Annotated in this window: 17 protein-coding genes and 2 tRNA genes; 12 read left to right on the top strand and 7 right to left on the bottom strand. The window is 57.9% G+C overall.

What is annotated here, in order from left to right:
- The first annotated feature begins 291 nt into the window (after nt 1–291).
- A complete protein-coding gene (locus Pan189_RS07345) occupies nt 292–1,965 on the top strand; it encodes an ArnT family glycosyltransferase (RefSeq protein WP_145363293.1) in 1,674 nt (557 codons plus the stop codon).
- Nucleotides 1,966–2,020: 55 nt separating this feature from the next.
- Here the strand turns inward: Pan189_RS07345 and Pan189_RS07340 are convergent, their stop codons facing one another.
- A complete protein-coding gene (locus Pan189_RS07340; protein ID WP_145363292.1) occupies nt 2,021–2,260 on the bottom strand; it encodes a SlyX family protein in 240 nt (79 codons plus the stop codon).
- A gap of 136 nt (nt 2,261–2,396) precedes the next feature.
- Here Pan189_RS07340 and lpdA point away from each other — a divergent pair, with 136 nt between their 5' ends.
- The 3 genes from lpdA (at nt 2,397) to Pan189_RS07325 (ending at nt 6,646) form a co-directional block, all read left to right on the top strand.
- Nucleotides 2,397–4,172 (top strand): dihydrolipoyl dehydrogenase, encoded by a 1,776-nt coding sequence (gene lpdA / locus Pan189_RS07335; RefSeq protein WP_145363291.1) that lies wholly within the window; start codon nt 2,397–2,399, stop codon nt 4,170–4,172.
- Between the two features lie 249 nt (nt 4,173–4,421).
- Nucleotides 4,422–5,117 (top strand): Uma2 family endonuclease, encoded by a 696-nt coding sequence (locus Pan189_RS07330; protein ID WP_145363290.1) that lies wholly within the window; start codon nt 4,422–4,424, stop codon nt 5,115–5,117.
- The gene (locus tag Pan189_RS07325; protein WP_145363289.1) at nt 5,114–6,646 is read left to right on the top strand and encodes a sugar ABC transporter ATP-binding protein; all 1,533 of its coding nucleotides are present in this window, start codon (nt 5,114–5,116) and stop codon (nt 6,644–6,646) included. The genes Pan189_RS07330 and Pan189_RS07325 overlap by 4 nt, the downstream gene beginning before the upstream one ends.
- Before the next feature lie 85 nt (nt 6,647–6,731).
- Here Pan189_RS07325 and Pan189_RS07320 read toward each other — a convergent pair whose 3' ends face one another.
- The 3 genes from Pan189_RS07320 to Pan189_RS07310 form a co-directional block, all read right to left on the bottom strand.
- Entirely contained in the window at nt 6,732–7,622 is an 891-nt protein-coding gene (locus Pan189_RS07320) for a phosphatase PAP2 family protein (RefSeq protein ID WP_310821211.1), read from the bottom strand.
- On the bottom strand, nt 7,619–8,740 hold the full coding sequence (locus Pan189_RS07315) for an LptF/LptG family permease (protein WP_145363287.1): 1,122 nt from the start codon (nt 8,738–8,740) through the stop codon (nt 7,619–7,621). The genes Pan189_RS07320 and Pan189_RS07315 overlap by 4 nt, the downstream gene beginning before the upstream one ends.
- A gap of 95 nt (nt 8,741–8,835) precedes the next feature.
- Complete coding sequence (locus tag Pan189_RS07310; RefSeq protein ID WP_145363286.1) at nt 8,836–10,665, bottom strand: ArnT family glycosyltransferase; 1,830 nt, start codon at nt 10,663–10,665, stop codon at nt 8,836–8,838.
- A gap of 224 nt (nt 10,666–10,889) precedes the next feature.
- Between Pan189_RS07310 and Pan189_RS07305 the strand changes: the two genes are divergently transcribed.
- Together Pan189_RS07305 and Pan189_RS07300 are read left to right on the top strand one after the other, a co-directional pair.
- Nucleotides 10,890–11,594, top strand: a complete 705-nt coding sequence (locus Pan189_RS07305; RefSeq protein ID WP_145363285.1) for a phosphatase PAP2 family protein — start codon at nt 10,890–10,892, stop codon at nt 11,592–11,594.
- 140 nt (nt 11,595–11,734) lie between these two features.
- Nucleotides 11,735–13,468 carry an ArnT family glycosyltransferase gene (locus tag Pan189_RS07300; RefSeq protein WP_145363284.1) on the top strand — a complete coding sequence of 578 codons (1,734 nt, stop codon included), beginning with the start codon at nt 11,735–11,737 and terminating at the stop codon, nt 13,466–13,468.
- Between the two features lie 33 nt (nt 13,469–13,501).
- Here the strand turns inward: Pan189_RS07300 and Pan189_RS07295 are convergent, their stop codons facing one another.
- Nucleotides 13,502–14,065, bottom strand: a complete 564-nt coding sequence (locus tag Pan189_RS07295; protein ID WP_145363283.1) for a GNAT family N-acetyltransferase — start codon at nt 14,063–14,065, stop codon at nt 13,502–13,504.
- A gap of 396 nt (nt 14,066–14,461) precedes the next feature.
- Between Pan189_RS07295 and Pan189_RS07290 the strand changes: the two genes are divergently transcribed.
- Nucleotides 14,462–14,535: transfer RNA gene (locus Pan189_RS07290), tRNA-Met, on the top strand.
- Nucleotides 14,536–14,718: 183 nt separating this feature from the next.
- On the opposite strand, the gene Pan189_RS21285 is transcribed toward Pan189_RS07290, so the two are convergent.
- Nucleotides 14,719–14,937 carry a hypothetical protein gene (locus Pan189_RS21285; RefSeq protein ID WP_310821210.1) on the bottom strand — a complete coding sequence of 73 codons (219 nt, stop codon included), beginning with the start codon at nt 14,935–14,937 and terminating at the stop codon, nt 14,719–14,721.
- 317 nt (nt 14,938–15,254) lie between these two features.
- Here Pan189_RS21285 and Pan189_RS07285 point away from each other — a divergent pair, with 317 nt between their 5' ends.
- The 4 genes from Pan189_RS07285 (at nt 15,255) to Pan189_RS07270 (ending at nt 19,022) form a co-directional block, all read left to right on the top strand.
- A complete protein-coding gene (locus Pan189_RS07285; RefSeq protein ID WP_145363282.1) occupies nt 15,255–17,033 on the top strand; it encodes a sensor histidine kinase in 1,779 nt (592 codons plus the stop codon).
- Nucleotides 17,034–17,348: 315 nt separating this feature from the next.
- Complete coding sequence (gene phoU, locus Pan189_RS07280) at nt 17,349–18,080, top strand: phosphate signaling complex protein PhoU (protein WP_145363281.1); 732 nt, start codon at nt 17,349–17,351, stop codon at nt 18,078–18,080.
- A 62-nt stretch (nt 18,081–18,142) separates the two neighbouring features.
- Nucleotides 18,143–18,841, top strand: a complete 699-nt coding sequence (locus Pan189_RS07275) for a response regulator (protein WP_145363280.1) — start codon at nt 18,143–18,145, stop codon at nt 18,839–18,841.
- A gap of 107 nt (nt 18,842–18,948) precedes the next feature.
- A tRNA-Arg gene (locus tag Pan189_RS07270) sits at nt 18,949–19,022 on the top strand.
- Between the two features lie 310 nt (nt 19,023–19,332).
- On the opposite strand, the gene Pan189_RS07265 is transcribed toward Pan189_RS07270, so the two are convergent.
- Nucleotides 19,333–20,199: an endonuclease/exonuclease/phosphatase family protein gene (locus Pan189_RS07265; protein WP_310821209.1), complete on the bottom strand. Its 867-nt coding sequence runs from the start codon at nt 20,197–20,199 to the stop codon at nt 19,333–19,335.
- A gap of 330 nt (nt 20,200–20,529) precedes the next feature.
- Between Pan189_RS07265 and Pan189_RS07260 the strand changes: the two genes are divergently transcribed.
- Nucleotides 20,530–22,011 carry a DUF1552 domain-containing protein gene (locus Pan189_RS07260; protein WP_145363279.1) on the top strand — a complete coding sequence of 494 codons (1,482 nt, stop codon included), beginning with the start codon at nt 20,530–20,532 and terminating at the stop codon, nt 22,009–22,011.
- Nucleotides 22,012–22,152: the final 141 nt, after the last annotated feature.

Here is a 22,152-nt window from a genome sequence, read left to right as displayed (position 1 = left end):
ACGACCGTCTTTCAACGACCCCCACCGGCGGGACGAACAGAGGCGGTGCGCACCGTATGTTCCTCTACCCCAACAGAGACGGTTGCGCAGCCGCATCCGAATGGTTGAGAGTTATGGGACAAACAGGTCAGGACCCCGCCATCAAACATGTCTCACCTCTCGCCTCTAAACTCTCACCCGCGAGCGCAGCCCGCCCGCGGAACTCATCTTCGTCCCAGTAGGGGCTTTTGCTAGCTTTCCGTCGAGTAGCCCGATGGATCGGGATCCGATTTGCGACGGAGATGTGCCAAGATGGATGCGCCAGCGATGACCACCGGCAGCAGTTCTCAGTTGCCTGAATCAGCTCCGAATTCAGGCATCACTTCTGAAACGCTTGTGTGGACGCGCGCCGCGTTCGGCTTGATCGCCGGGCTGGCCGTCGTTCGCGTCGTCTACGCGGCGGTCGTTCCGCTCGATTTGGTGACGGATGAGGCCTACTACTGGGATTGGTCGCGGCACCTCGATTGGGGTTATTACAGCAAACCACCGATGATCGCCTGGATCATCGCGGCTTCGACCGGCTTGTTCGGCGACACGACATTCGCGGTGCGGCTTCCAGCAGTATTGCTGGGCACTGGCGGGCTTGTGTTCGCCTTCCTGTTGTCGCGACGAATGTTCGATGCCCGCACCGGGTTCTTCGCGACGCTGCTCGCGGCCGCCTGCCCCGGCAATGTCGTGATGAGTCTGCTAATGACCATCGACGCCCCGCTGATGTTCTTTTGGGGCGCGGCGGTGTATTCCCTGTGGCGAATGCTCGAGGGCGGCCCGCAAAGAAACTATTGGGCGATCGCCGCAACGCTGGCGATCGGGCTCGGCGTCCTCTCGAAGCAAACGATGCTGGGAGTGATTCCGCTGACGGGACTTTTCCTCATTTCGTCAAAGTCCGAGTGGAAGCAACTCAGGCACGCTTCGACGTGGCTTGTGCCGATCGTCGCGATGCTGTTTCTGCTTCCGGTCTTGGAGTGGAACAGTCGGCACGATTGGATCACGTTTCAACATACCAGTGAGCATTTCGGCTCCAAGACCGAAGTGACGCCACTGTCGCTGCGAATGGCTCGGGCACTCGAATACTTCGCCAGCCAGTTCGGCGTGCTGTCGCCGGTGACGTACGGAACCTTTCTGACGGCCGGGATTGGTTGCCTGCTGGCGTTTCGATCGTTGGGCCGACGGGAACGATTTCTCGTCGCCTTCAGCATCGTTCCGTTGATTGGGGTATTCGGTTTGAGCTGGCTGCAGCGGGTCCAACCGAACTGGCCGGCCCCGTTTTACGCGACCGGGGTGATTCTGGTCGCAGCCTGCCTATGCTCGAAGGTCGGAGCCGAGTGGAAAGTCTGGGACCGCTTCGGCAGTCAGATGCTGTGGCGACGTGCTGCGATTGCGACCGGCATCGCGGCCTCATTGCTCACGTATGCGACTCCGTTTGCTGTAACAGCCACCGGCATTGCGGGAACAGGTCTCGACCCGACGATCCGACTCCGCGGTTGGCGGGAAACCGCCGCAGCGATCGATCAATTATGGGCCGACGATGAACGGGTAAGAGAGGTCCCGGTCATCTTCACCGAGAATCGCACGCCGGCGAGCCCCGTCGCGTTCTATCTCGCCGACCAACCGCTCGTCGATTGCGACAATCCGACCGGCCGAATCATCAGCCAGTACGACCTGTGGCCCGACCCGGCGGAGATCGGGCGGACCGGTGCCTACGTCATTACCCCCGCAGTCAGCGGGCCGGGGCAACATCTGATGGATGATGCCCTCGCCTGGCGTGAACTTGGCGAAATCAACGTTCCGCTCGGAGCGGGCGAAAGTCGCCACTACAAGCTATTTCGGCTCTACGGCACCGAAGACGGCCCGACGCTGCCGGCTGATGCGACGCCGCTTCGAAAGACGTTCGCCGACTCGGCTGGGACCGACACCGCGATTCGCTGAGAGCGATTGCCGAGACTCGTCGCGTGATTCACAGAATTCTCTCAGTGAATCTGTATCAATAGTGCGGCGGCTTCTCAGCGGTCGGGTCGCGATTTTCAGGGTCGTCCTCCAGCTTTTCGACGCGATTCTCAAATTTGTTGAGTTTTCGCTCGATCGTCTCGAGCTGTCTCATTTGCTTCAGCAGGACCTCGCCGAGCTGTTCCAACTCGTGCTGCGTGTGCATCAGGAGCGACTCGACCTCGGCGAGGCGGGCTTTCGAATCGGGAAGTTCCCCACCCGGCGAATGGTCGTTCATCTGCGTCCTTCGTGCTCACTATGGTTCCGAAACGCGCACCTTTATGATTGCACTGTAAAAAGCGCAACCACCGTACGATCCAGCAAGGCATCCCTGCCGGAGGCACAAACCCCCGGATGGGCGGAAGGTTTTGAAGATGGCTCAGGAGTTCAAGTTACCGCAGGTCTCCGAAGGTGTCGAAGAAGCGGACATCTCCGAAATCATGGTCGCCGAGGGGGACACCATCAGTCCCGAGCAGACGATCATGGAGGTCGAGACCGAAAAAGCGGTCGCCCCGGTCGAGTGCCCTTTCGGAGGGACGATCTCGAAAATTCATGTCAGTGAAGGTGACACCGTCAAGGTCGGCGACGTCCTCATCACCGTCGAAGGTGGCGAAGGTGAATCAGAGGATGGCGGAGATTCATCGGCCGATACGAGCGGGCAAGCACAGGCCGAATCAAAGTCGGGACAGAAACCCGCACCGCAGCCGTCATCGGAAACCGAAGTTGATTCAGATGCCGTCGACCTCGTCGTGCTGGGAGGCGGTCCCGGAGGATATCCGGCTGCCTTTGATGCCGCCGACCACGGGCTGAAGGTGGTTATGGTCGATGAAAACATCCAACCGGGCGGCACCTGCCTCCGCGTCGGCTGTATCCCTTCGAAGACGTTGCTGCACGTCGCCAAGCTGATCCACGAAGCCGAAGAAGCGAAGCAGTGGGGCCTGACCTTCGGCGAGCCGAAGATCGATCTCGACCGGCTCCGCGGCTTCAAAACGGGCGTCGTCGATCAACTGACCGGCGGCATTAGTCAGCTCGGCAAAGGACGGGGCGTCGAGATTATTCAGGCCCGCGGCACCTTTGTCGATTCGAACACGCTCAGCCTGACCAAACCGGACGGCTCCAACGAGACACTCAAATTCAAGAAGTGCATTCTCGCGACCGGCAGTGTCCCCGCGATGCCGTCGTTCTTTGACATCGGCGACGAACGAGTCATGAACTCGACCGGGGCGCTGGAGCTAAAGGATGTTCCAGCGAAGCTCCTCGTTGTTGGTGGTGGTTACATCGGCCTCGAGATGGGAAGCGTTTACGGAGCCCTGGGGTCGGAAGTATCGGTGGTCGAAATGACCGACGGACTGCTGCCCGGCGCCGATCGCGATCTCGTCAAGCCATTACAACAGAAGCTCGCGAAGGAATTCGCGGCGATTAATTTAAACACGAAAGTCGAGTCGCTTGAAGCGACGAAAGACGGCATTAAAGCGACCTTCTCCGGTGAAGCTGTCGACAAGGGAGCTGATGCAGAGCAGGTCTTCGATCGCGTTTTAATCGCGATCGGTCGCCGCCCGACGAGTAAGGGCATCGGCCTCGAAAACACGCGCGTCGAGACCGATGACAAGGGCTTCGCCGTGGTCGATAAGGCCATGCGAACCAGCGATCCGAATATCCTCGCGATTGGCGACGTCGCGGGCGAACCGATGCTCGCCCACAAAGCCACGCGAGAAGCTCGGATTGCCGTTGAGACGCTGCTGGGTCATAGCACCGAGTTCGATAACGTCGGCATCCCCGCCGTGGTCTTTACCGACCCCGAACTCGCCTGGGTCGGGATCACCGAAGCCGAAGCAAAAGCCGCGGGCCGTAAGGTAAAGGTGTCGAAATTCCCGTGGGCGGCGAGCGGACGCGCCCAGACGATTGATCGGATTGATGGACTGACCAAATTGGTTTGTGACCCCGAAACCGACCGCATCCTCGGGGTTGGAATCGTCGGTGCGAACGCGGGCGAATTGATCGCCGAAGGCACGCTCGCCGTCGAAATGGGAGCCGTCGCTGAGGACCTTGCCGCGACGATTCACGCCCACCCGACGCTGTCGGAAACACTCATGGAATCGGGCGAAGGCGTCGGCGGACAAGCCACACACTACTATCGGCCCAAGCGATAGGTGTAAGAAACAATTAAAAACAGACGAAGTCATCGAACAAGCCCGCAGCGCAAGCAAGGGATCTGGATATTAAATGATTCGATCGGGGAAACGCCCGTCGACACTACGAACCGCGGATCAGTCGCCGGTTAGTTTCGATGCTCTTCGCTTCCAGACACGATAGCGATCAACCGCAATTAGCGATTGCGTCGGAAAGAGCCATTGAGATAATGGTGAATAGTGTTCCGGCGCCGAGAGAGGAAACCGGCCATGTCGACCGTCATTTTTCATGACCCCGACGTCCAAATTCCGCTCGGCGCAGCCGAGTCATTGGAAAATTTCACCGCTTGGGCACGGTCTGATCATTTTCCCCTGCGGGGACGTATCGATTACATCGATGGTGATATTGAGATCGATATGAATGCGGAGGAACTCGCCGATCATGGCGGCCCCAAAACGCATATTGCAGTTGAAATCACACTTCGGACCGTCGAGTTGGACTTGGGCGAGGTTTACATATCGGACGCGCGATTAAAGTCGGTACCAGGTAACCTGTCGGCTGAGCCGGATATCCTCGTCGTGACTTACGAGTCAATTCGAAACGGCGATGTCAAACTTCATCCGCCATCGAATAACAGGCCGGGGAAATTCACGCTCGTCGAGGGTCCGGTCGCTTTAGTGGTCGAAATCGTCAGCGACAGTTCCGTATTCAAAGATAAGGAAAAGTTGCGGACCGCGTATTTTGAAGCGGGCGTGGCTGAATATTGGCTCGTCGATGCCCGTGAAGAAGCGTTGCAGTTCGACCTACTCACGCGTGATCCCGAATCTTCTCAATATGTCGAGCGGCAACCCGACGAGAACGGTTTTCTGCGCTCAGACGTGCTAGATGCTGCGTTTCGACTGGAGCGGTCCCTTAACCCTGCCGGATACAATCGGTATCGTCTGATTCGCAGGGAAGACGGGTGAATGTAGCAACAACTGCCGTCTCAATTCGCGGCATCGGTAAACGCTTCGGCGGCATCACCGCTTTAGAAGACGTTTCTTTCGACGTGGCCGACGGTGAACTGCACGCGATTTGCGGTGAGAACGGTGCCGGCAAAAGCACCCTGATGAAGATTCTTTCGGGCGTGTTGACCGACTACGAAGGCGAGCTCGCCGTGCGGGGCCGACCGGTCCGCTTCACCGGCACCCAAGATGCCGAGGCCGCCGGGATCAGCATTATTCACCAGGAACTCAATCTCGTCGAAGAACTCTCCGCGGCAGCGAACGTGTTCTTGGGACGAGAACGGACGACAAGGTTCGGACTACTCAACGAACGCCAGATGAATGAGGAGGCTCGTTCGCTCTTTAAGGACTTAGAAACCGACATTGCGCCGGCGCGACCCGTATCCGAATTAAGAATTGGAGATCAGCAGCTCGTCGAAATCGCCAAAGCCCTTTCGCTGAAGAGTGACGTCCTAATTATGGACGAGCCGACAAGCGCGCTGACGGAGGGCGAAGTCGAACGCCTTTATCGCGTCATCGCCACACTTCGCGAGCGGGGCACAACGATCCTCTATATTTCGCACAAAATGGACGAGGTTTTCCGTCTTGCCGATCGCATTACGGTCCTCCGCGATGGCCGCCACGTGACGACGCTCGATCGATCAGAGACATCGCCGCGTGAAGTGACTCACCAGATGGTCGGACGCGAGATCGAGAATGCTGATCTTGTAGGCGACCGTACTCTTGGCGATGTCGTGCTCAGTATCCATAGTCTTAAATTACCCCGGCCCGGTCATGCGAAGCAGTGGCGACTGGAGGACATTCACTTTGATTTGAGAGCGGGAGAAGTGCTCGGTTTCGCCGGCCTAATGGGGGCGGGACGCACTGAACTATTGGAGTGCCTGTTCGGCACCAGTCCGGAGCGGCCGCAAGGTCTGATCGAACTCAATGGTCGGGCCGTTCATTTTGACGCCCCGCATCAAGCGATGAAGGCCGGGATCGCACTCGTAACCGAGGACCGCAAACGGCTCGGGCTGTTCTCATTAATGACAGTCCGCGAGAACGTGACGCAATGCACGCTCAATCAAGTGGCACGCCGAGGCGTTGTTTCTCTTAAGAAAGAACGTCAAGCGGCACGCGAATCGGTGGCATCACTGGGAATTAAGACCGCTGGGACGGAGGCGAACGTGATGAGCCTTTCCGGCGGCAACCAGCAAAAGTGCATCATCGCCCGTTGGCTGCGGACGAACCCGCAGGTGCTGTTGCTCGACGACCCAACCCGCGGCGTCGACGTCGGGGCGAAGGCAGACATCTATCAGATCATCAATAAGCTGGCCCGGCAGGGGATGGCGGTGATCGTGACTTCGAGCGAGTTGCCGGAATTAATGACCCTCTGTGATCGTATTCTGATACTGTGCGAAGGCCGCCTCACTGGCAAATTCACCCGTGGCGAATTCACCGAACAAGCGATTATGGAAGCGGCCACCGGCGGAGGTGCTGCAATTAATTAGACTGCATCGGAGCTGCGTTGGCAGGGGAATTTCGCCAGCAATCGCGAAAATAATAATTCCGCTAACGCGTGATGCTATTTAATGCCTAAGCGGCTTTCTGAATCGCAATAGTTTTGCCCTGATCTTGGTCATTTAAGTCTTCTTTCGATTGCCGCCCGCAGCGCAGACGATCAATAACGCTTCCGCCACTCCGGTCGACCTCGAAGAATAGCGGTCGAAAGCCGATCGCCACCGCATAAACCAGCGCCCCTGACATCAAAATATCTGATGTGAAGTGCGCTCCTTGGGCGATCCGCGCGAGTCCGACAGCGGAGGCGACGCAGATCGCGCCGGTGAGCCACAGCAGGGCATATTTTCGGTGGCGAGTGCCGAATAGGAATGCCGGCACCATGAGCGTGAAAGCCATCGTACCGTGGCCTGAGGGAAAGCCCTTGTGATTAATCGGATCGTTTCCGATTTGCCAGAACGGCTGATACTCGGCTTGGCCTCCGAACTCAGCGACATGTGTCGGACGGGGACGGCCCCATGCCCCTTTAAATATCCCATTAACCATTAGTCCGGGAGCGATCGCCATCACCGCGAGAATGAACATCCCGGCTACCATCCAGCGCCTGCGAGATGGTGAGAAATATCCGATGACCATTCCCGCGATTGATGCGGCCACCATCGCAATGACAAGACGAACGGGTTGCTCATCGATCCACCGCCAAGGCTGCTTATCCGCGTGAATCCATCCCGGTTGCAAATGCGTTGAAGGGTCTGCGAATTGGTAAAAGGATCGTGTAATCGCGAGATCAGCTCCCGTCACAACGACCAGGATTGAGGCCCCGATGACCAGACTGAGCGGCCATAGCAGAGGAAAGTCGGCCACTTTACCGACATCCCAGCCGTGCGGCGGGCGAAAACCCGAACGGTCTTCTCGCACTTCGTGGGACGCCGGTTCTTCGGAAATTGCTTCGTCGAGTGTCTTGTTCACGTCGCGATATCCTTTAGGAACCAGGTGGCTGCAGACGCGCAGAAACAGATGGGAGTCCATGCGGCAGCTTCGCCGGGTACGATTCCCGCGTGCGCGAGAAATCCGCAACCCTGGAGAATCCCGAAGGCGACTCCCGCCGCAAGAATTGAGCGAGCAAATGCCAGTGGACCATCACTGGCTTCGCGGCGAATCATTAATGGCACCACGAGGCAGGCGGCGGCCAGATAAGTAGGAAGAAGCGTCATCCGTTGGTGGAGGTGGGCCCGAATTCGCCGACAAGTCGACTCAGCGATCGCCCCGCTTTTAAGAAGCCCGAACTGTTCGGCAATCGACATCCGAGTGAAGCTCGAATCTCGCTTATGCAACAGCGTGCAGGTGACGGCGCTAATCACGAAGATGTCGGACTCTCCGGCCACCTTGCGGACGACCGATTGACCGGCGTCGGTCAATGCTAGTTCCTCGTATGAGGGCGATGGGTTCTTCAGCCACCAACCTCCGGGCCGATCACCCGTCGGCTCGACGTAGCGGGCTTTCTCCGCGGTTATGCGGGAAAGATTGTCGACCAGTGATGGGGCCGGCAGCACGAACTCCGCGAAACTTAACGTCTTGGTCTTAAGAAAAACGTTTCGGCCCTGAATTAAGATGCCGCTGGAGCGGTCATAGACTGCTTCCGCCTTATGCCCGGTCGCTTCTTTAGCACCGCGGGACTCACTGAGCTGGTGGGCGATCTGGGGGATAACAAGTTCTTGATCGGCGATGACAAGCAGAATGGCAAAACCCACGCAGCCGACGAGCGGGATGGCGATCCGCACCGTCGGGACGCCGGCCGCCAACATCACCGGCAATTCCCTATTTCGCTGCAGCGTCCATAAGACTACGCACAAAGCGAGTAATGCGACGGGACCGCCCATGACTTCGAACGCGGCAAGCGACAGGAAGAAATAATACTTCGCAATGCTAAGCAGTAGTTCCTGCGTTGTGTCACAGCGCGACGTGAAATCGTCGACGTTGTCGAGCAAGTCGATCACCGACACCAAACCCAGCGTTCCGATCGTGAAGATCACGAACACGTGGATATAGCGGGCGATGAGATAGCGATCGAAGCAGGTGCCGATCATACGTGGTAGCAATATTAAGTGTGGAAGGTGCCGGAGTTGGCGGGACGCATTTAGACGGGAGAAGAGGATGGGATTAGCGGGAACGGACGGTTGAATCAGTGAAGCCCTGAAGCAGCAGGCAACGTGGCCAATCTTAATTCTTGTTCGCTGAGATCATTCGCGGGCTCCAGCAGAAGGACATCGTCCTGTCTGAGGAAGCCCTGCGTGCGGTCGGTGACCCGATAGCGATCGGTGATTTCCCGATCGATTCGTTCGAGGTCGGTGGAACGCACCAGAATTCGGGCGGTATGGTTTTCGGCGAGATACTCGTCAAGCGCCTCCGAGCTATCGAAGCCCGGCACGAGTCCCCGGGAATAAAACACGAGGTTCGGTCGCCAGAAGGCGAATACCGTGATTGGCGGCAGATCAGCCCGATCTGCCGCGATCTGTTCGACAAATCGACGTGAGATTTGTTGCCGACTGACTCCCGGCGCAGCCAACCAGAATATTGCGGTAACGAACACCACGCATGAAACGGCGAAGCTTTGCTTTGCGGTGTTAAATCGTCCGGCCTCTGACAATCGATAGAACACGATGCCCGAGGCGATTGGAATCAGCCCGATTAATCCGAGATACTCCTGTCCCGGCAATACATAAACGGCGACGATCGGCAGCACGACAGCCATGCCGACCCCCGCTGTCACGAGAATCACACTGGCGGCTCGACGCGTCCAAACCGGCAACGAAGTCGCTTCAGTCAACCAAATCGAAAAGAATCGGCCGATCACCAACGCAACCGCGGGATAGCACGGCAGGACATAGTTCGGCAGCTTTGTGCGTGCTAAGGTAAAGAATACGACGAAGACGCCGACCCAGCAGAGGACCAACGTGTGAGACGTTCGAGATCGATCTCCCGCTTTAAAGTCCCGTGCGACTTGCCAGGCGATCGGGAACGGCAGGACCGACCAGGGGAACGTGCCAGCGATGATCGCGACCACATAATAGAGCGGCGAGCCGCCGTGGCCTTCCATCGGCTTTAAGAATCGCCCGACATTGTGACGCCCAAGGAATCCGGCGAGCCATTCGCCTTCGGTCGCAATTCCTACCGCGATGTACCACGGTGAAGCGATAACAAGCAGGGCAAGAATTAATAGGTCCGGTCGCATCGCCAGCGCGACACGGACCAGTTGAACAGGGCGAATATAGTGCTGGATGGTCGATAGCACTGCAGACCAGAAGGACGACTCGGTCGACGTTGTCTGCGGTCCCAACGAACGCAGATAGATAAACAGGCCGAGGACGCCGCAAGGCATCACGAAACCGATCGGCCCTTTGGCCAGCACGGCGACCGCCATCGCCGAATACGGCAGCAACATCGTCCAGCCGCGGGGAATCAGTTGCTTCCAGGCGTCTTGCGAGTCCGATGGATCACCGGTCTTCAACGTCTGACCGTCCGGCAGTACGCCTCCGTTCTGTCTGAGAATCAGCCGAAGATATGCCCAGAAAGCGAGGGTGATCGGAAAGATCAAAACCGAATCGGGATTGGCGGCCCTGGCCACAACCACAAACATCGGTGACGTAGCCAGCGCGACTGCCGACCAGAGCCCGGCGGAACGGTCGAAGAGCCGACGGCCGATGTCGTAGGTCAACAGGACCGTGCCGACAGCGAAAAATGCGGAAAAGAATCGCGCCGCAAATTCCGTTACGCCGAACATGTGATACGAGGTCAGCATGAACCAGTAGAGCAGGATCGGTTTGTGCAACCGGAGTTCGCCGTTGAACGTCGGCACCAACCAGTCGCCGCGGGCATACATTTCCGCCGCGCAGCCCGCATTCTTCGGCTCGTCGTCGTCAAACAGGTCGGCTCCGCCGAGGTCGAAAAAGAAGACCGTACCGGCTAATAGCGACAACAGAAGCAGATCACGACGGACAGTTGCGCGCGACATTCGGACAATCCACAGCGGTCATTGCAGGTTATTGCTTGCCGACACGTGATCGCGTCGGGCGGCGAAACGTAGTGAAAAGTACCGTCATCAGACAACGCCGAATCGGAGCGTCGATATCGCATCTCGAAACCGTGGCACGAATCCGGCTTCCGGAATCTCCAACTCCCTGCTACGGTTCCGCGCCGAAAGCGAATAACTTGTCTCCACTAACAACGGCGACCGCCATGTCCGCGGCCGAGCCGCTCGCTCGAATCGAGTCCCGTCCCTCGGTATCAAAAGCCGAAGAAGGCGCATCGGCTGCGACGTTGCCGTGGTGGGGATTGCCATCGGCACTGCTTGTCGCTGCGGTCGTTGTCGCACCGTACGACGTCGTGCTTTCGAATCTGCTTTTTAAGCAGGAAGCCGCTCATATCGGGCTGCTGCGAACAATTCTCAACAATATCGAACCGTTCGGTCACGGAGTCGGTGTCGTTGCGATCGCTTTAGTCGTATTTGCGCTCGAAGCACTTCCGACAAAACAGCGGCTGTTCAAAGCATGGGCCGTACTTTCCACGGCGGCCGGAGCGGGGATTTCCGCCGACATTCTGAAATTGTTCGTCGGTCGAATTCGTCCGCGTAACTACGACTTCGCCAACCTCTCGACGAGTTCAACGTTTGTCGATTGGTTACCGGGAATCGCCTCCGGCGGCGCTCCCCACAGCTTCCCCTCGGCCCATTCGGCGACCGCCGCCGGGTTGGCTGTCATCCTGACGTATTACTACCCGAAGGGCCGCGGCCTGTTCGCCTTGTTCACAGTGCTGGTTGTCGGACACCGCATCAATTCCGGTGCACACTTTCCAAGCGACGTTCTGGTCGGCCTGAGTGTCGGGCTGTTATTCGGCACTCTGTGCACGAAGATTCTTATTCCGCGTTTTGAGCCAAAGAGCTAAAACCCGGTGGCGGGTCGAGACATTGAGAAATGCTCGACATGTGCCGCCGATGCTCGATTCGTCGGTGATTCATCGCGGCTTATCAGGCTAGAGCCGACCGCGATCCCCCTGATCTAACCAGCGACTCCCAAGGATTGGGAATGATGAACGAACCGGCGGGAGAGCGGCGTCTTTTCGCGGATCGCAAGTGGATCGTCGATGTCGCGATCCTTACGCTCTTGGTCGTTGGCATTTACGCCGGGCGGCTTACAACCTTGCATCTGCGTGGCGAAGAGACACGCCGCGCCGAGGTTGCCGTCGAGATGTTGCGGTCCGGGGATTGGATCGTGCCTCGTCAGCAGGGCGAGTTCTATCACAGCCGGCCTCCGCTCGGGAATTGGCTGATCGCCATTGCCGGCGCGGCCCGCGGCGGGGTTGACGTCGTTGCGGCCCGGTTGCCCTCGGTGATCGCGATTCTGCTGACAACACTCGTCATCTACTTCTACAGCACGCAATACCTCAGTCGAGCTGCGTCGTTTGTCGCGGCGGTCGCCTTCGCGACGATGGCGCAGGTGATGGATATCGGGTGGACGGCGGAGACCGAAGCGGTCTTCACGTTACTACTCGCCTCATCGCTGATGGTATGGCACTTTGGCTATTCGAAGGGCATCTCACCTTGGATTTTTTGGACGGCCGGCTACAGCCTTGCGGCGCTCGCCGCCCTCGCCAAAGGTCCGCAGGGGCCGGTGTATTTCGGGGCTCCCGTCGTCGCATTCCTGCTTTGGCGACGTGACTGGAAAACGCTTTTCTCAGCCGCACATGTTGTTGGCGGACTCAGTTTCGTCGGAATCGTCGGAGCCTGGCAAATCCCGTATTTGCTTGAGGCCGGACCGCGCAACGCATACGGCGTATGGTTTAAGCTCGCGACAAATAACTTCCACAGCACCACGAACTACTCCCGGCTCATCAAGCACCTGCTGACGTTCCCGCTGGAAGTCTTCGGTTGCATGATGCCGTGGTCGATCGGATTGATCCCACTCGCGACAAAGTCTTTTTGGCGTGAACGTGTCGATCTTCGAGGACTTTCGCAGTTTCACCTATTGGCTGCGGCCGTGACGTTCCCGTCGATTTGGTTTGCCGCCGATGCCGTTCCACGCTACTTCATGCCGCTCTATCCACTGCTCGCGGTGATGATCGGTGCCGCTTGTGAATTCGCGACCGATCCGAAACGCACGGGGTGGTTGGCTCATTGGTGGCCGATGACTCTGAGAGGCTCTGCGGTGGCGTCGGTCGGGCTCGCCGCGGCTGTCGTCGCCATTGCTCTCCAGCCGTGGGGCGTCTTGGTTCGGCTACAGCAGCCGCCCGCTTTCGTATCGCTGTTCTGCCTGGTCTGCCTGGCCGCCGCCGCAATCCTGCTTTCACTGCATCGGCGGGCACGGGCCAATGAAATCCGATTGGCCGTCACGTGCATAGGCTGCGTCCTCGGCCTGACCTTCACCGGGTTCATGCTCAACACCCGCGTCAACGTGCAGATTGACGCGGCTGCCAACGTGGCCGTTGCCCGAGACACAATGATCGGGAACGCTCCTCTGACCAGTGTAGGGCCATTGCCGCATCAGTTCGTATTTCACTTCGACCGACACATTCCAATGATCAAGCCGGCCGACGCGGCTGAGAACCCTGAACTCGTCGGACCGATCTTCGCCGTCTGGAACTTGCTGCCGGAAGAAGAGATCCCCTTCGAATACGAGGTCATCGGGGAAGTGCAGATCGATCGCTTCCGGGAGGGTCGAGATCACCAAGATGAAGAAGTTCTCGTCACCGTCTGCCGCAAACTCAGCGATTCGCCGACGCAAACGGCCATCCTTCCGGCGATCATCGACGCCCGAAAATGATTTCGCACCGCTGCATTTGCAGCGAGCGTCGCATCAGACGCGAACCGGCGCTGAAAAACGTCGAGCGGCCTTGAACATTGTGCGGGTCACCCGAAAACCGAGCGATTCGTACAGCGCGACGGCCGGGCGGTTGTCGGCTGTGACTTCAAGATAGACCCGCTGGGCTCCCGTTTCGCGAAAGCCTTCAATCGCTTTTACGACGAGGGCACGTCCGAGTCCCAGCCCTCGGGCATCGCGAATAATACCGACATTTTGAATCGCACCGAGCTTCTCGGCGACACGCATCCCTTGAATTGTGCCGCAATCGAGTGTCGAGAGGTCGACGAACGATTGCTTCGCGATCAGCCAGGTCGAGTCGGGAAAAAAAGAAGACTGGCGGCAGATGTCGTTCATCAGCTTCAGGCAGCCGCGATACGTCTCGAAACAACTGAACAATCGCGTATCGATTTCCGACCGAAAGCTGAGGAATTTGACCCGGGCATGTCGTCGAGCCAGTTCCGGAGTCCAGCGCACCCACCGGTAGCCATCCGGCAGTTCTGAGGTACCGGACACCGCATCACAGCGGACTTCCATACGAAATCGACGAATGTATTTCATGAAAGCGCCGTTCTGGTCACCGTCGGTTCGTCCATGCCGTTGAACGCCACATTATTTTACGGGAAGGTTGGCCCGGTGCCAGAATCAACTTGAAAAGTCTCTCCGGACGATTCACCGCGAACTTCTCCGCGCAAGATCCTGTCTGATGCGGGTGAAGTCGTAGCGAGCCGGCTCTCAGCCCGAAGGTTGGGGCGCGAAGGAATCTATCGGCATTCGTTCCGACTTCCCTCGTCGAGAAAAATGCAAATCCGTGGCTTCGGCAGGTTCTGCGTCCGGTTGTGAGGCGCGAATGTGTTCTGTCGCGTCCCGCCTCGACGGATCTGAGAAACTCGAATTGCCGGTTCCGTCGCCGTTACACTTCAATCCGAGCGACGACCGAATATACTACATACTCAAGGCGGCGTAGCTCAGTCGGTTAGAGCAGCGGAATCATAATCCGCGTGTCGGGGGTTCGAGTCCCTCCGCCGCTACTTTTTACCCATTTTGACGGTGATGTCTCTGCTTTGGATTCGGCGGAGTTTGACACAGAAAAAGGCGACCGGATCACCGGTCGCCTTTTTCAATTCCTGCCTGCGAGATCGTTCGTGCCGGAATGCCGTCAGCCAAAGAATTTCGACGAGTACAGCCCTCAATCGACGATTCTCGCGACGCCACTATTCGATAGCTGATCCGCTCTCGACGGCGCTGCCGGCTTCGGTCGTATCGACAGTCCCTTCCGTCGGGACGGTTTTCGACCCTGTTTCAGGAGCGGGGGGTTCGCAACCAAGGCTGAATCCGACAGTTCCGGCAAACATCAGCAACGCAACGATCGACTTTTTCACTGACTCTTCTCCGTCCCAGGTTGTGTAGTTCTTTGGTGATTTAGTGCTCAAGCGGACTTCCGCACACCAACACCGTTATGACAGCAACGATTGACCTTCGGTAGTTGGATCACGAGATTCGTGGTCGGTTTTCACGAAATAGTCATGAACCTCCGCTAGGCTCGTCAGGATCGGCGGATCGAGTTTTCGGATTAGTCAAATTGCGCGGCGATCATCGTGTGCGAACCGGCTAACCTCTCTGATTCAGGTTTCAAATTTCGAGCCAGTCCGCCATCTATCGCGAAGGCTACTTCTGGTCAGCAGCCAGTCGATTTCGTGATGCCCTGCAATTAACAGCACCAATCGGGACGACGGAGCACGTACGGGGCATGAGGTACCGCCTGTTTTGGAAATTTCTTCTGCCGTACTTCGTTCTCGCCGCTTCCGCTGCGTTCTGTCTGGCGTGGGTCTGTGGGAATCAGTTGCAGGCATCACTCCTGCAGCAATTGGCAATCCGGCTTAACGGTGCCGATCTCGTCGTCGCCGCCGGCCTCGTTGAGGATTTCGATCGTTCCACCGACGCGAAACTTCAAAGTAGAGTTGAACGGGTGGCGGCCGCGACCGGGACTCGGATCACGATCATTCGAGCGGACGGGACCGTCTTGGCTGACAGTAGTGAGCAAGTTCCGGAACTACCAAATCAACTGCGAAACGTCGAATTGCTGCGAGCACAGAACGTCGGATTCGGCACCGATATTCGATTCGACGAAACGCAGGGACGAATTTTCTATGCGGCCCGCCGGATCGGTCCGCCCGATGGGCTTCGTGGTTTCGTGAGAACATCGGTGCCCATGAGCACGATCGACGAAGAGGTGAGCAATTTCCGCGTCTCGATTGGACTTTGGTCGGGAATCCTTGGCTTGGTCGGGTTTTGCATCGCCGCCTGGGTTTCGCAGCGTGTTTCCAGTCCGATCGGAGAACTGACGAAAGCTGCTGATGTCGCCGCGCGGGAAGGGTCCGGAATCCGCCTTCCCAACTCGGGCGGGGGTGACGAACTGTCGCGATTGCAGCAGGCACTACGGCGGATGGATGAAGCTCAAGCCGAGATCATCTCCGGGCTGAAAGACGAAAATCAATCCTTGAAACAGCGTGGTGAACGGTCGGCGGCCGTCCTCGAAGGCATGACCGAAGGCGTCCTCGCCGTTGATCCCGCCGAACGCATCTTGCTAACGAATGCCGCGTCGGTACGGATGCTCGACTTGCCTCCCGGCGACCTGCTGGGCCGGCCGTTGTGGGAGGTGGTTCGCAATAACTCGATTCAAAAGGTGGCGCAAAGCGCGCTCAACGGCGAACCGTCGGCCACGCAGGAAATCGAAATGTCGAAACAGTCCAAGATTGTGGCCCTCCGTGCGGGACGCCTACCCGGAACACCCTGCCCGGGTGTCGCGATCGTCCTGCACGACGTGACGGAACTGCGTCGCCTGGAACGACTACGTAACGAATTCGTGTCCAACGTGCATCACGAACTCAAGACGCCGCTCGCCGTCATCAGTGCCTGCGTCGAGACAATTCTCGATGGGGCGAAGGATAATCCGAACGATCTGGAGAGGTTCCTGCAACGGGTGTCGGATCAAACCGACCGGCTCAGCAATTTGATCGGCGACCTGCTCAGGCTGGCGCGGATTGAGTCGGGGCTCGATGTCTTCGACATGGCAAAACTCGACGTCGCGAAGTTGGTTGAAGACTGTGTGCGAGAGCATTCCGAGGTCGCCAGTGCGAAAGACGTTCGGTTGGAAATCATTCCAAGCGTCGATGCGGTCCGCGTCGAGGTCGATCGCGAAGGGATGCGGACGATTCTCGACAATCTCGTCGACAACGCGATTAATTACACCCCCTGCGGCGGAAGGGTGTGGCTCCGTTGGCTCAGCGAAAATGGGGAGGCACACATCGAAGTTCGTGATTCCGGAATCGGAATCCCCGAGGAACACCTCGCCCGAGTCTTCGAAAGATTTCACCGGGTCGACGCGGCACGGTCACGGGCCGCCGGCGGAACCGGACTCGGTTTGGCGATCGTAAAGCACCTCGTGCAGGTCTTTCGCGGACGGATCGAAGTCGCGAGCGTTGTCGACGAGGGCAGCACCTTCACGGTGCATCTCCCGCAGGCCTGAACCACATCGACGCGGGCCGACAGGATCGAGTTGCTGTCGCTTCAAATGGTCGAAGGACCGCCCAGTCACCACAATTTGATTCCCGCTATCTGAAAGCATAGGAAGCATTTATGGAGAATTCACGATATCTTAATGGTACTTATCACCAATTTTGACAATCGGTGATTTGATAGGTGCTACTGTTAGAAGGTTGATTCGTGGAGGAGACGACTTCTCCACGTCGGGCGACTTCATTTGAGCCGGAAATGGAATGGCCACCGGCACGAGCGTCTGAATGAAGAGCCGAGTTGCTCACGGAATGGCGGGCCTTTTTTCATGTCGATTCACCTGATCCGAGATCTCGAGACGCTGCATCGCGACATCCTCACGATGTGCGCGATGACGGAGGAACTTCTCGGTCGAGCGATCGACGAAATCGATAGGCCCGACGAATCACTCGTGGCGAAGCTGGCCGAAGAGGACCGCAGGATCGACTGGTACGATGTGCAGATCGAAGAGAAATGCCTGAAGATTCTCGCCCTGCACCAACCGGTCGCGATCGATTTGCGTCGCATCGTGACGGTCTTGAAGATTAGTAAAGAACTCGAACGCTGTGCAGACCTCGGCGTCCATATTGCCGAACGGACTGCCGGTCTCGTCGATGCCGAGATGAAGGTGAAAGTGCCGCGGCGACTCCCGCAGATGGCGCGTTTCGCCCTCGATATGCTCCGTCGCAGTATCGACGCGTATGTCGAACTCGACACTGAGAAAGCACGGGCCGTGTGCAACGACGATGATATCGTCGATGAACTGAATCGCGAGATTATCGGAGAACTGACCGAGGTGATGAAGTCCTCACCGACGCAGGTCGACCCGGCGCTGCATCTGTTCTCCGCCAGTCGTCACTTGGAACGCGTGGCTGACCACGCAACCAACATTGCGGAAGAAGCGGTCTACATGGTCGAGGGGGCCATTATCCGGCACCGCAAGAAGTTTCCCGATCGGGCTCCGGGCGAAGAAATCAATGTGCCGCCGGACATGGCGGAACCGACCAGCCCGGGCCTATAATTCCGCTCGGGGCCTATTTAAACTCCCATTTCGACGCGGACAGGTGCAGCCGCGAAGGCAAAATGAAAAAGCCCAATATCCTCTTGGTCGAGGACGAACGCGATCTGGCCGAGATTCTTCAGTACAATCTGGAGAGGGAAGGCTTTGACGTCGTCCATTGTGCCGATGGTCAGGACGGGCTCCGGCGGGCCCAGTCGCTCCTGCCCGATCTCATCATTCTCGATCTGATGCTGCCGGTGTTTGACGGCTTGGAGGTTTGCCGAGAGCTGCGGAGCGATCCGCGCACACAGCATCTGCGAATCTTGATGCTGACTGCCCGTGGGGAGGAGGTCGACGAAATCGTCGGTTTCAGCATGGGCGCCGACGACTACGTTCTGAAACCGTTCAAGACGAAACCTCTGATTCATCGCATCAAGGCATTGCTGCGACGGACCCCGGCGAACGGGCAACAGTCTGATCAACTCGCCTCCGGCGGCGTCACCATCGATCGTGTCAATCACATGTGTACGATTGACGGCAAAGAGGTCGGTCTCACCCCGACGGAATTCCGATTGCTGTGGACGCTGATTCGGCAGCCCGGTCGGCCATTCAGCCGCAACGAATTGATGGATACGTGCCGAGGCGAAGACGCCAACGCCCTCGAACGCACGATCGACGTCCACATCCGTTCTTTGCGGCAGAAACTGAACCAGAAGGCCGATTACGTCGAGACCGTCCGAGGCATCGGATATCGGTTTCGGCCCGGCAATGGTAACGGGTGAACCTTCGCCCGGTTTGACCGGTCCATCGAAGGGCACTACACTTTTCGATCCGCCGCTGAGCGAGGCGAGTTTCGTCTGCCGACGAGGCGCCGTTCGCCCGCTAATACGTCCCCGTAGCTCAACTGGATAGAGCGTCGGCCTCCGAAGCCGAAGGTTAGAGGTTCGAATCCTCTCGGGGACGCTCTGTTGAGTAAGCGCAACCAATCGAGCTCGCTAGAGCGAATCTCACATAAGTGTAGCGGTTTCCGGCGGCGATTCGTAAGAATTTGCAGGCGTCACGCGCACGAGAGCCGCCACAGACAGCAGGAATCTGCTCTAGTTTTTAGAAAATCACGTCAGATCAAATTCATTGTTGTTACTTCCCGGACAAAATCTCGGTCGGCGGCCCAAACATCAATAATCAAGACAAAATCTGATATGCCGTTGCATGAACGTCAGTCGCTGTTGAAGACGCCCGAAGGCACAGCGATGAGATGAACTTTAAAGACCACCTATCGCGTCAAAACTGCGAACACGGCGTAGTGGTCTGAAGGGTATCGCCCCTCGTAGCCTTTCCGATCGATGCCGGCTTTCTTAATCGTCCAGTCGCGGGAACAGCCGATCCAGTCGATTCGCCGGGAAGACTTGTGATCTGCCTTAAAGGCGCTCCATGTCCCCTCGTTGTCACCACGTAGCGAGTGGACGGTGCGAAAGGTATCGACCAAAGGTGATTTTACTTTCGCTCGCTCAGCAAACATGGCGCGGTATGGGGGGCTTCCCTCGTTCGCATTAAAGTCGCCGGTCAAAATGACGGAGCAGCCTCTTCCCAGTTCGCCGATGCGCTTGCGAATGAGGTTCGCACTTTGCAAGCGTGCGTCCGGACCGCGGTGGTCGAAATGCGTATTGATGAAATAGATCGGTTGCGCGTCTTCATCGAGCCGATCTCGAAGTTGGACCCAGGTCGCCATACGCGGAAGGGAACTGTCCCAGCTTTTACTACCGGCGTCTTCTGGGGTTTCGCTTAACCAGAAGTGACCGCCATCGAGTTTCTCAAACCGTTCCGTTCGCCAAAAGATCGCCATAATCTCGCCCTTCTCCCGGCCGTCTTCACGACCGACGCCGAACACGCTGTACTCAGGGAGTTGTTGGGCGAGGAAGTCCCGCTGGAACGGGAGCGTTTCCTGAGTCCCCAAGAGGTCCGGTGAGAGCGTCTTGATCGACTTGACGAGATTATCCTTACGAAATTTCCAACTATTCTCACCATCGCGTGCGGCTCCCACCCGGATATTAAAGCTGACCGCGGTGGTAGCCGGAGGTGCGGCCGAGCAGAAGCAAGGGGCCAGCAGAAAGATGGCGAAAGCGCAAGTGATATTTTTCAAGACCTGGCTCCGATAACGCAGGAGGGGATCAACATCCGATACTGTCGAGTCGCCACTCCGGTGAAAAGGAATGAAACGACGACAAGGCTGGCTATTGATCCTGATCTTAGCTGGCATTTAAATCAGTTCCAGCCGGGACGGATTCGCCGAAAAACGCCCGGTGCTCTTCATGGCTCTTCGAGACTTGTTGTTTGGACTCTTGGTGTCAATTCAACTCCCGTTCCGGTTACGTCAAGAACCTGCTCGGTTGAAAACGTGACTTCCGATACTGCTATCGGGTAACATATCTGAGACTGTTATTGAAACGAATTACAGCAACGGGACGCTCTCATGCTGCACTCCCCTCTCTCACGACGCGCGGTCCTTCGTGGTGTCGGCGGAACGCTAGCCCTGCCGATGTTGGAGGCCATGACGCCAATCACGGCGGTCGCGGCGGGACAGTCCGGCGGCGATCCGGTGCGCAGCGTTTTCATCGGCGTCGAGGGCGGTATCTGGACGGGCGAGGACGGATTCTTCCCTTATCGCGACGGTGAGAACGTCGAACGGGCGAACAAGTGGGGCAAGAACGGCATCCTGCCGGGCGGCTTCGTCGCCGATACCGGTCCCGACTTCCGGCTGACGTCGACTCTCGAGCCGCTGGCTCCGGTCAAGGATCGGCTGCTCGTGCTTAGCGGGCTTAAGCACGCCAACGACGGCATTCCGAACAGTGTCGTCAACGGCCACGGGCAGGACCTCGGAACTCTGCTGACTGGAGCAAATATTTCGGGCACGCCGGGCGTGTCGCTGAAAAATCGCATGTCGCTCGACCAGTATATGGCGAGCAAGATCGGCGATCGGACCCGCTACTCCTCGCTCGAAGTTGTCGTCGGTGGGGGAAGCTACAACACCCGCGAGGCGACCGGACTCGGCTACATGGGTTTCCTGAGCTATGACGCCGATGGAAACGTCTGCCCCGTCGAAGGTGACCCGGCCGCGCTATTCGATCGCCTCTTTACAGACGGCAATGCCGAGCAACAGGCCGAACGCGAGGCGAATCGCCGTAAGCGACGCAGCATCCTCGACAGCCTCAGGCAAGACCTCAACAGATTGGGGTCCAAAGTCGCGCCTGAAGACCGCCGAAAGCTCGACGAATACGCGACTTCGATTCGAGAGATTGAAAAACGGGTCGCCCGGCAGAAAGAGTGGGAGAACGTGCCGATTGACCTGCCCAAGGGGACGAAGCGACCGGAGCCGAGCAAAGGCCGTGGCGGTTATGGCGGCGACGGAGCGGGACGAGTGGAAGAGATGCGGCTGATGCTCGATTTAGTCGCCTTGGCCCTGCAGACCGACGTGACTCGCATCGTGACGCTTCGGCTCGGCGGTTACTTCGGAAGCTTCAAGTTTCTCGGCTTCCCCGAAGACCCGCACGGCGTCTATGCCCACAATGGTGGTGACCCGAAGAAGTTCGCCGGAGCGCGGGCGATCGACCGCATGCACATCGAGCAACTGTCCTACTTCTTGCAAAAGTTGGACGGCATTCAGGAGTCCAGCGGCTCGGTGCTCGACAACTCACTCGTCTTTTACGGGGCCGGTTTGACGAACGGTCCCAATGGTCGTCGTGGACGAAAAGAAGTGACTTACGACGCTCATGGGCAGCAGAACTGTCCGATCCTGATGGCGGGCAAGGCGGGCGGCAACTTGTCGACCGGTCGACATGTCACTTTCGACGACGGCACTCCGCTATCGAATTTGTACGTCAACGTTATGGAATCGATGGGCATGCCCGACGAGAACTTCGCCGACAGCAACGGTCCGCTCAGCGGTCTGGCGTAAGTCGTCGAATTGCCGATCAGTATTCCCACTGCGCTCAGGTAGATCAGGTATGTCTTCCGCCACGTTCGAACCATTTTCCGTGCGCTGCTCTCAATGTGAGGCTTCGCTGAAGGTCCGTAAGCCCACGCTGGTCGGTCGCAA

Source organism: Stratiformator vulcanicus (genome assembly GCF_007744515.1).
In the GTDB taxonomy this organism is placed as follows: Bacteria; Planctomycetota; Planctomycetia; order Planctomycetales; family Planctomycetaceae; genus Stratiformator; species Stratiformator vulcanicus.
This window is presented reverse-complemented; position numbering and strand designations above follow the sequence as displayed.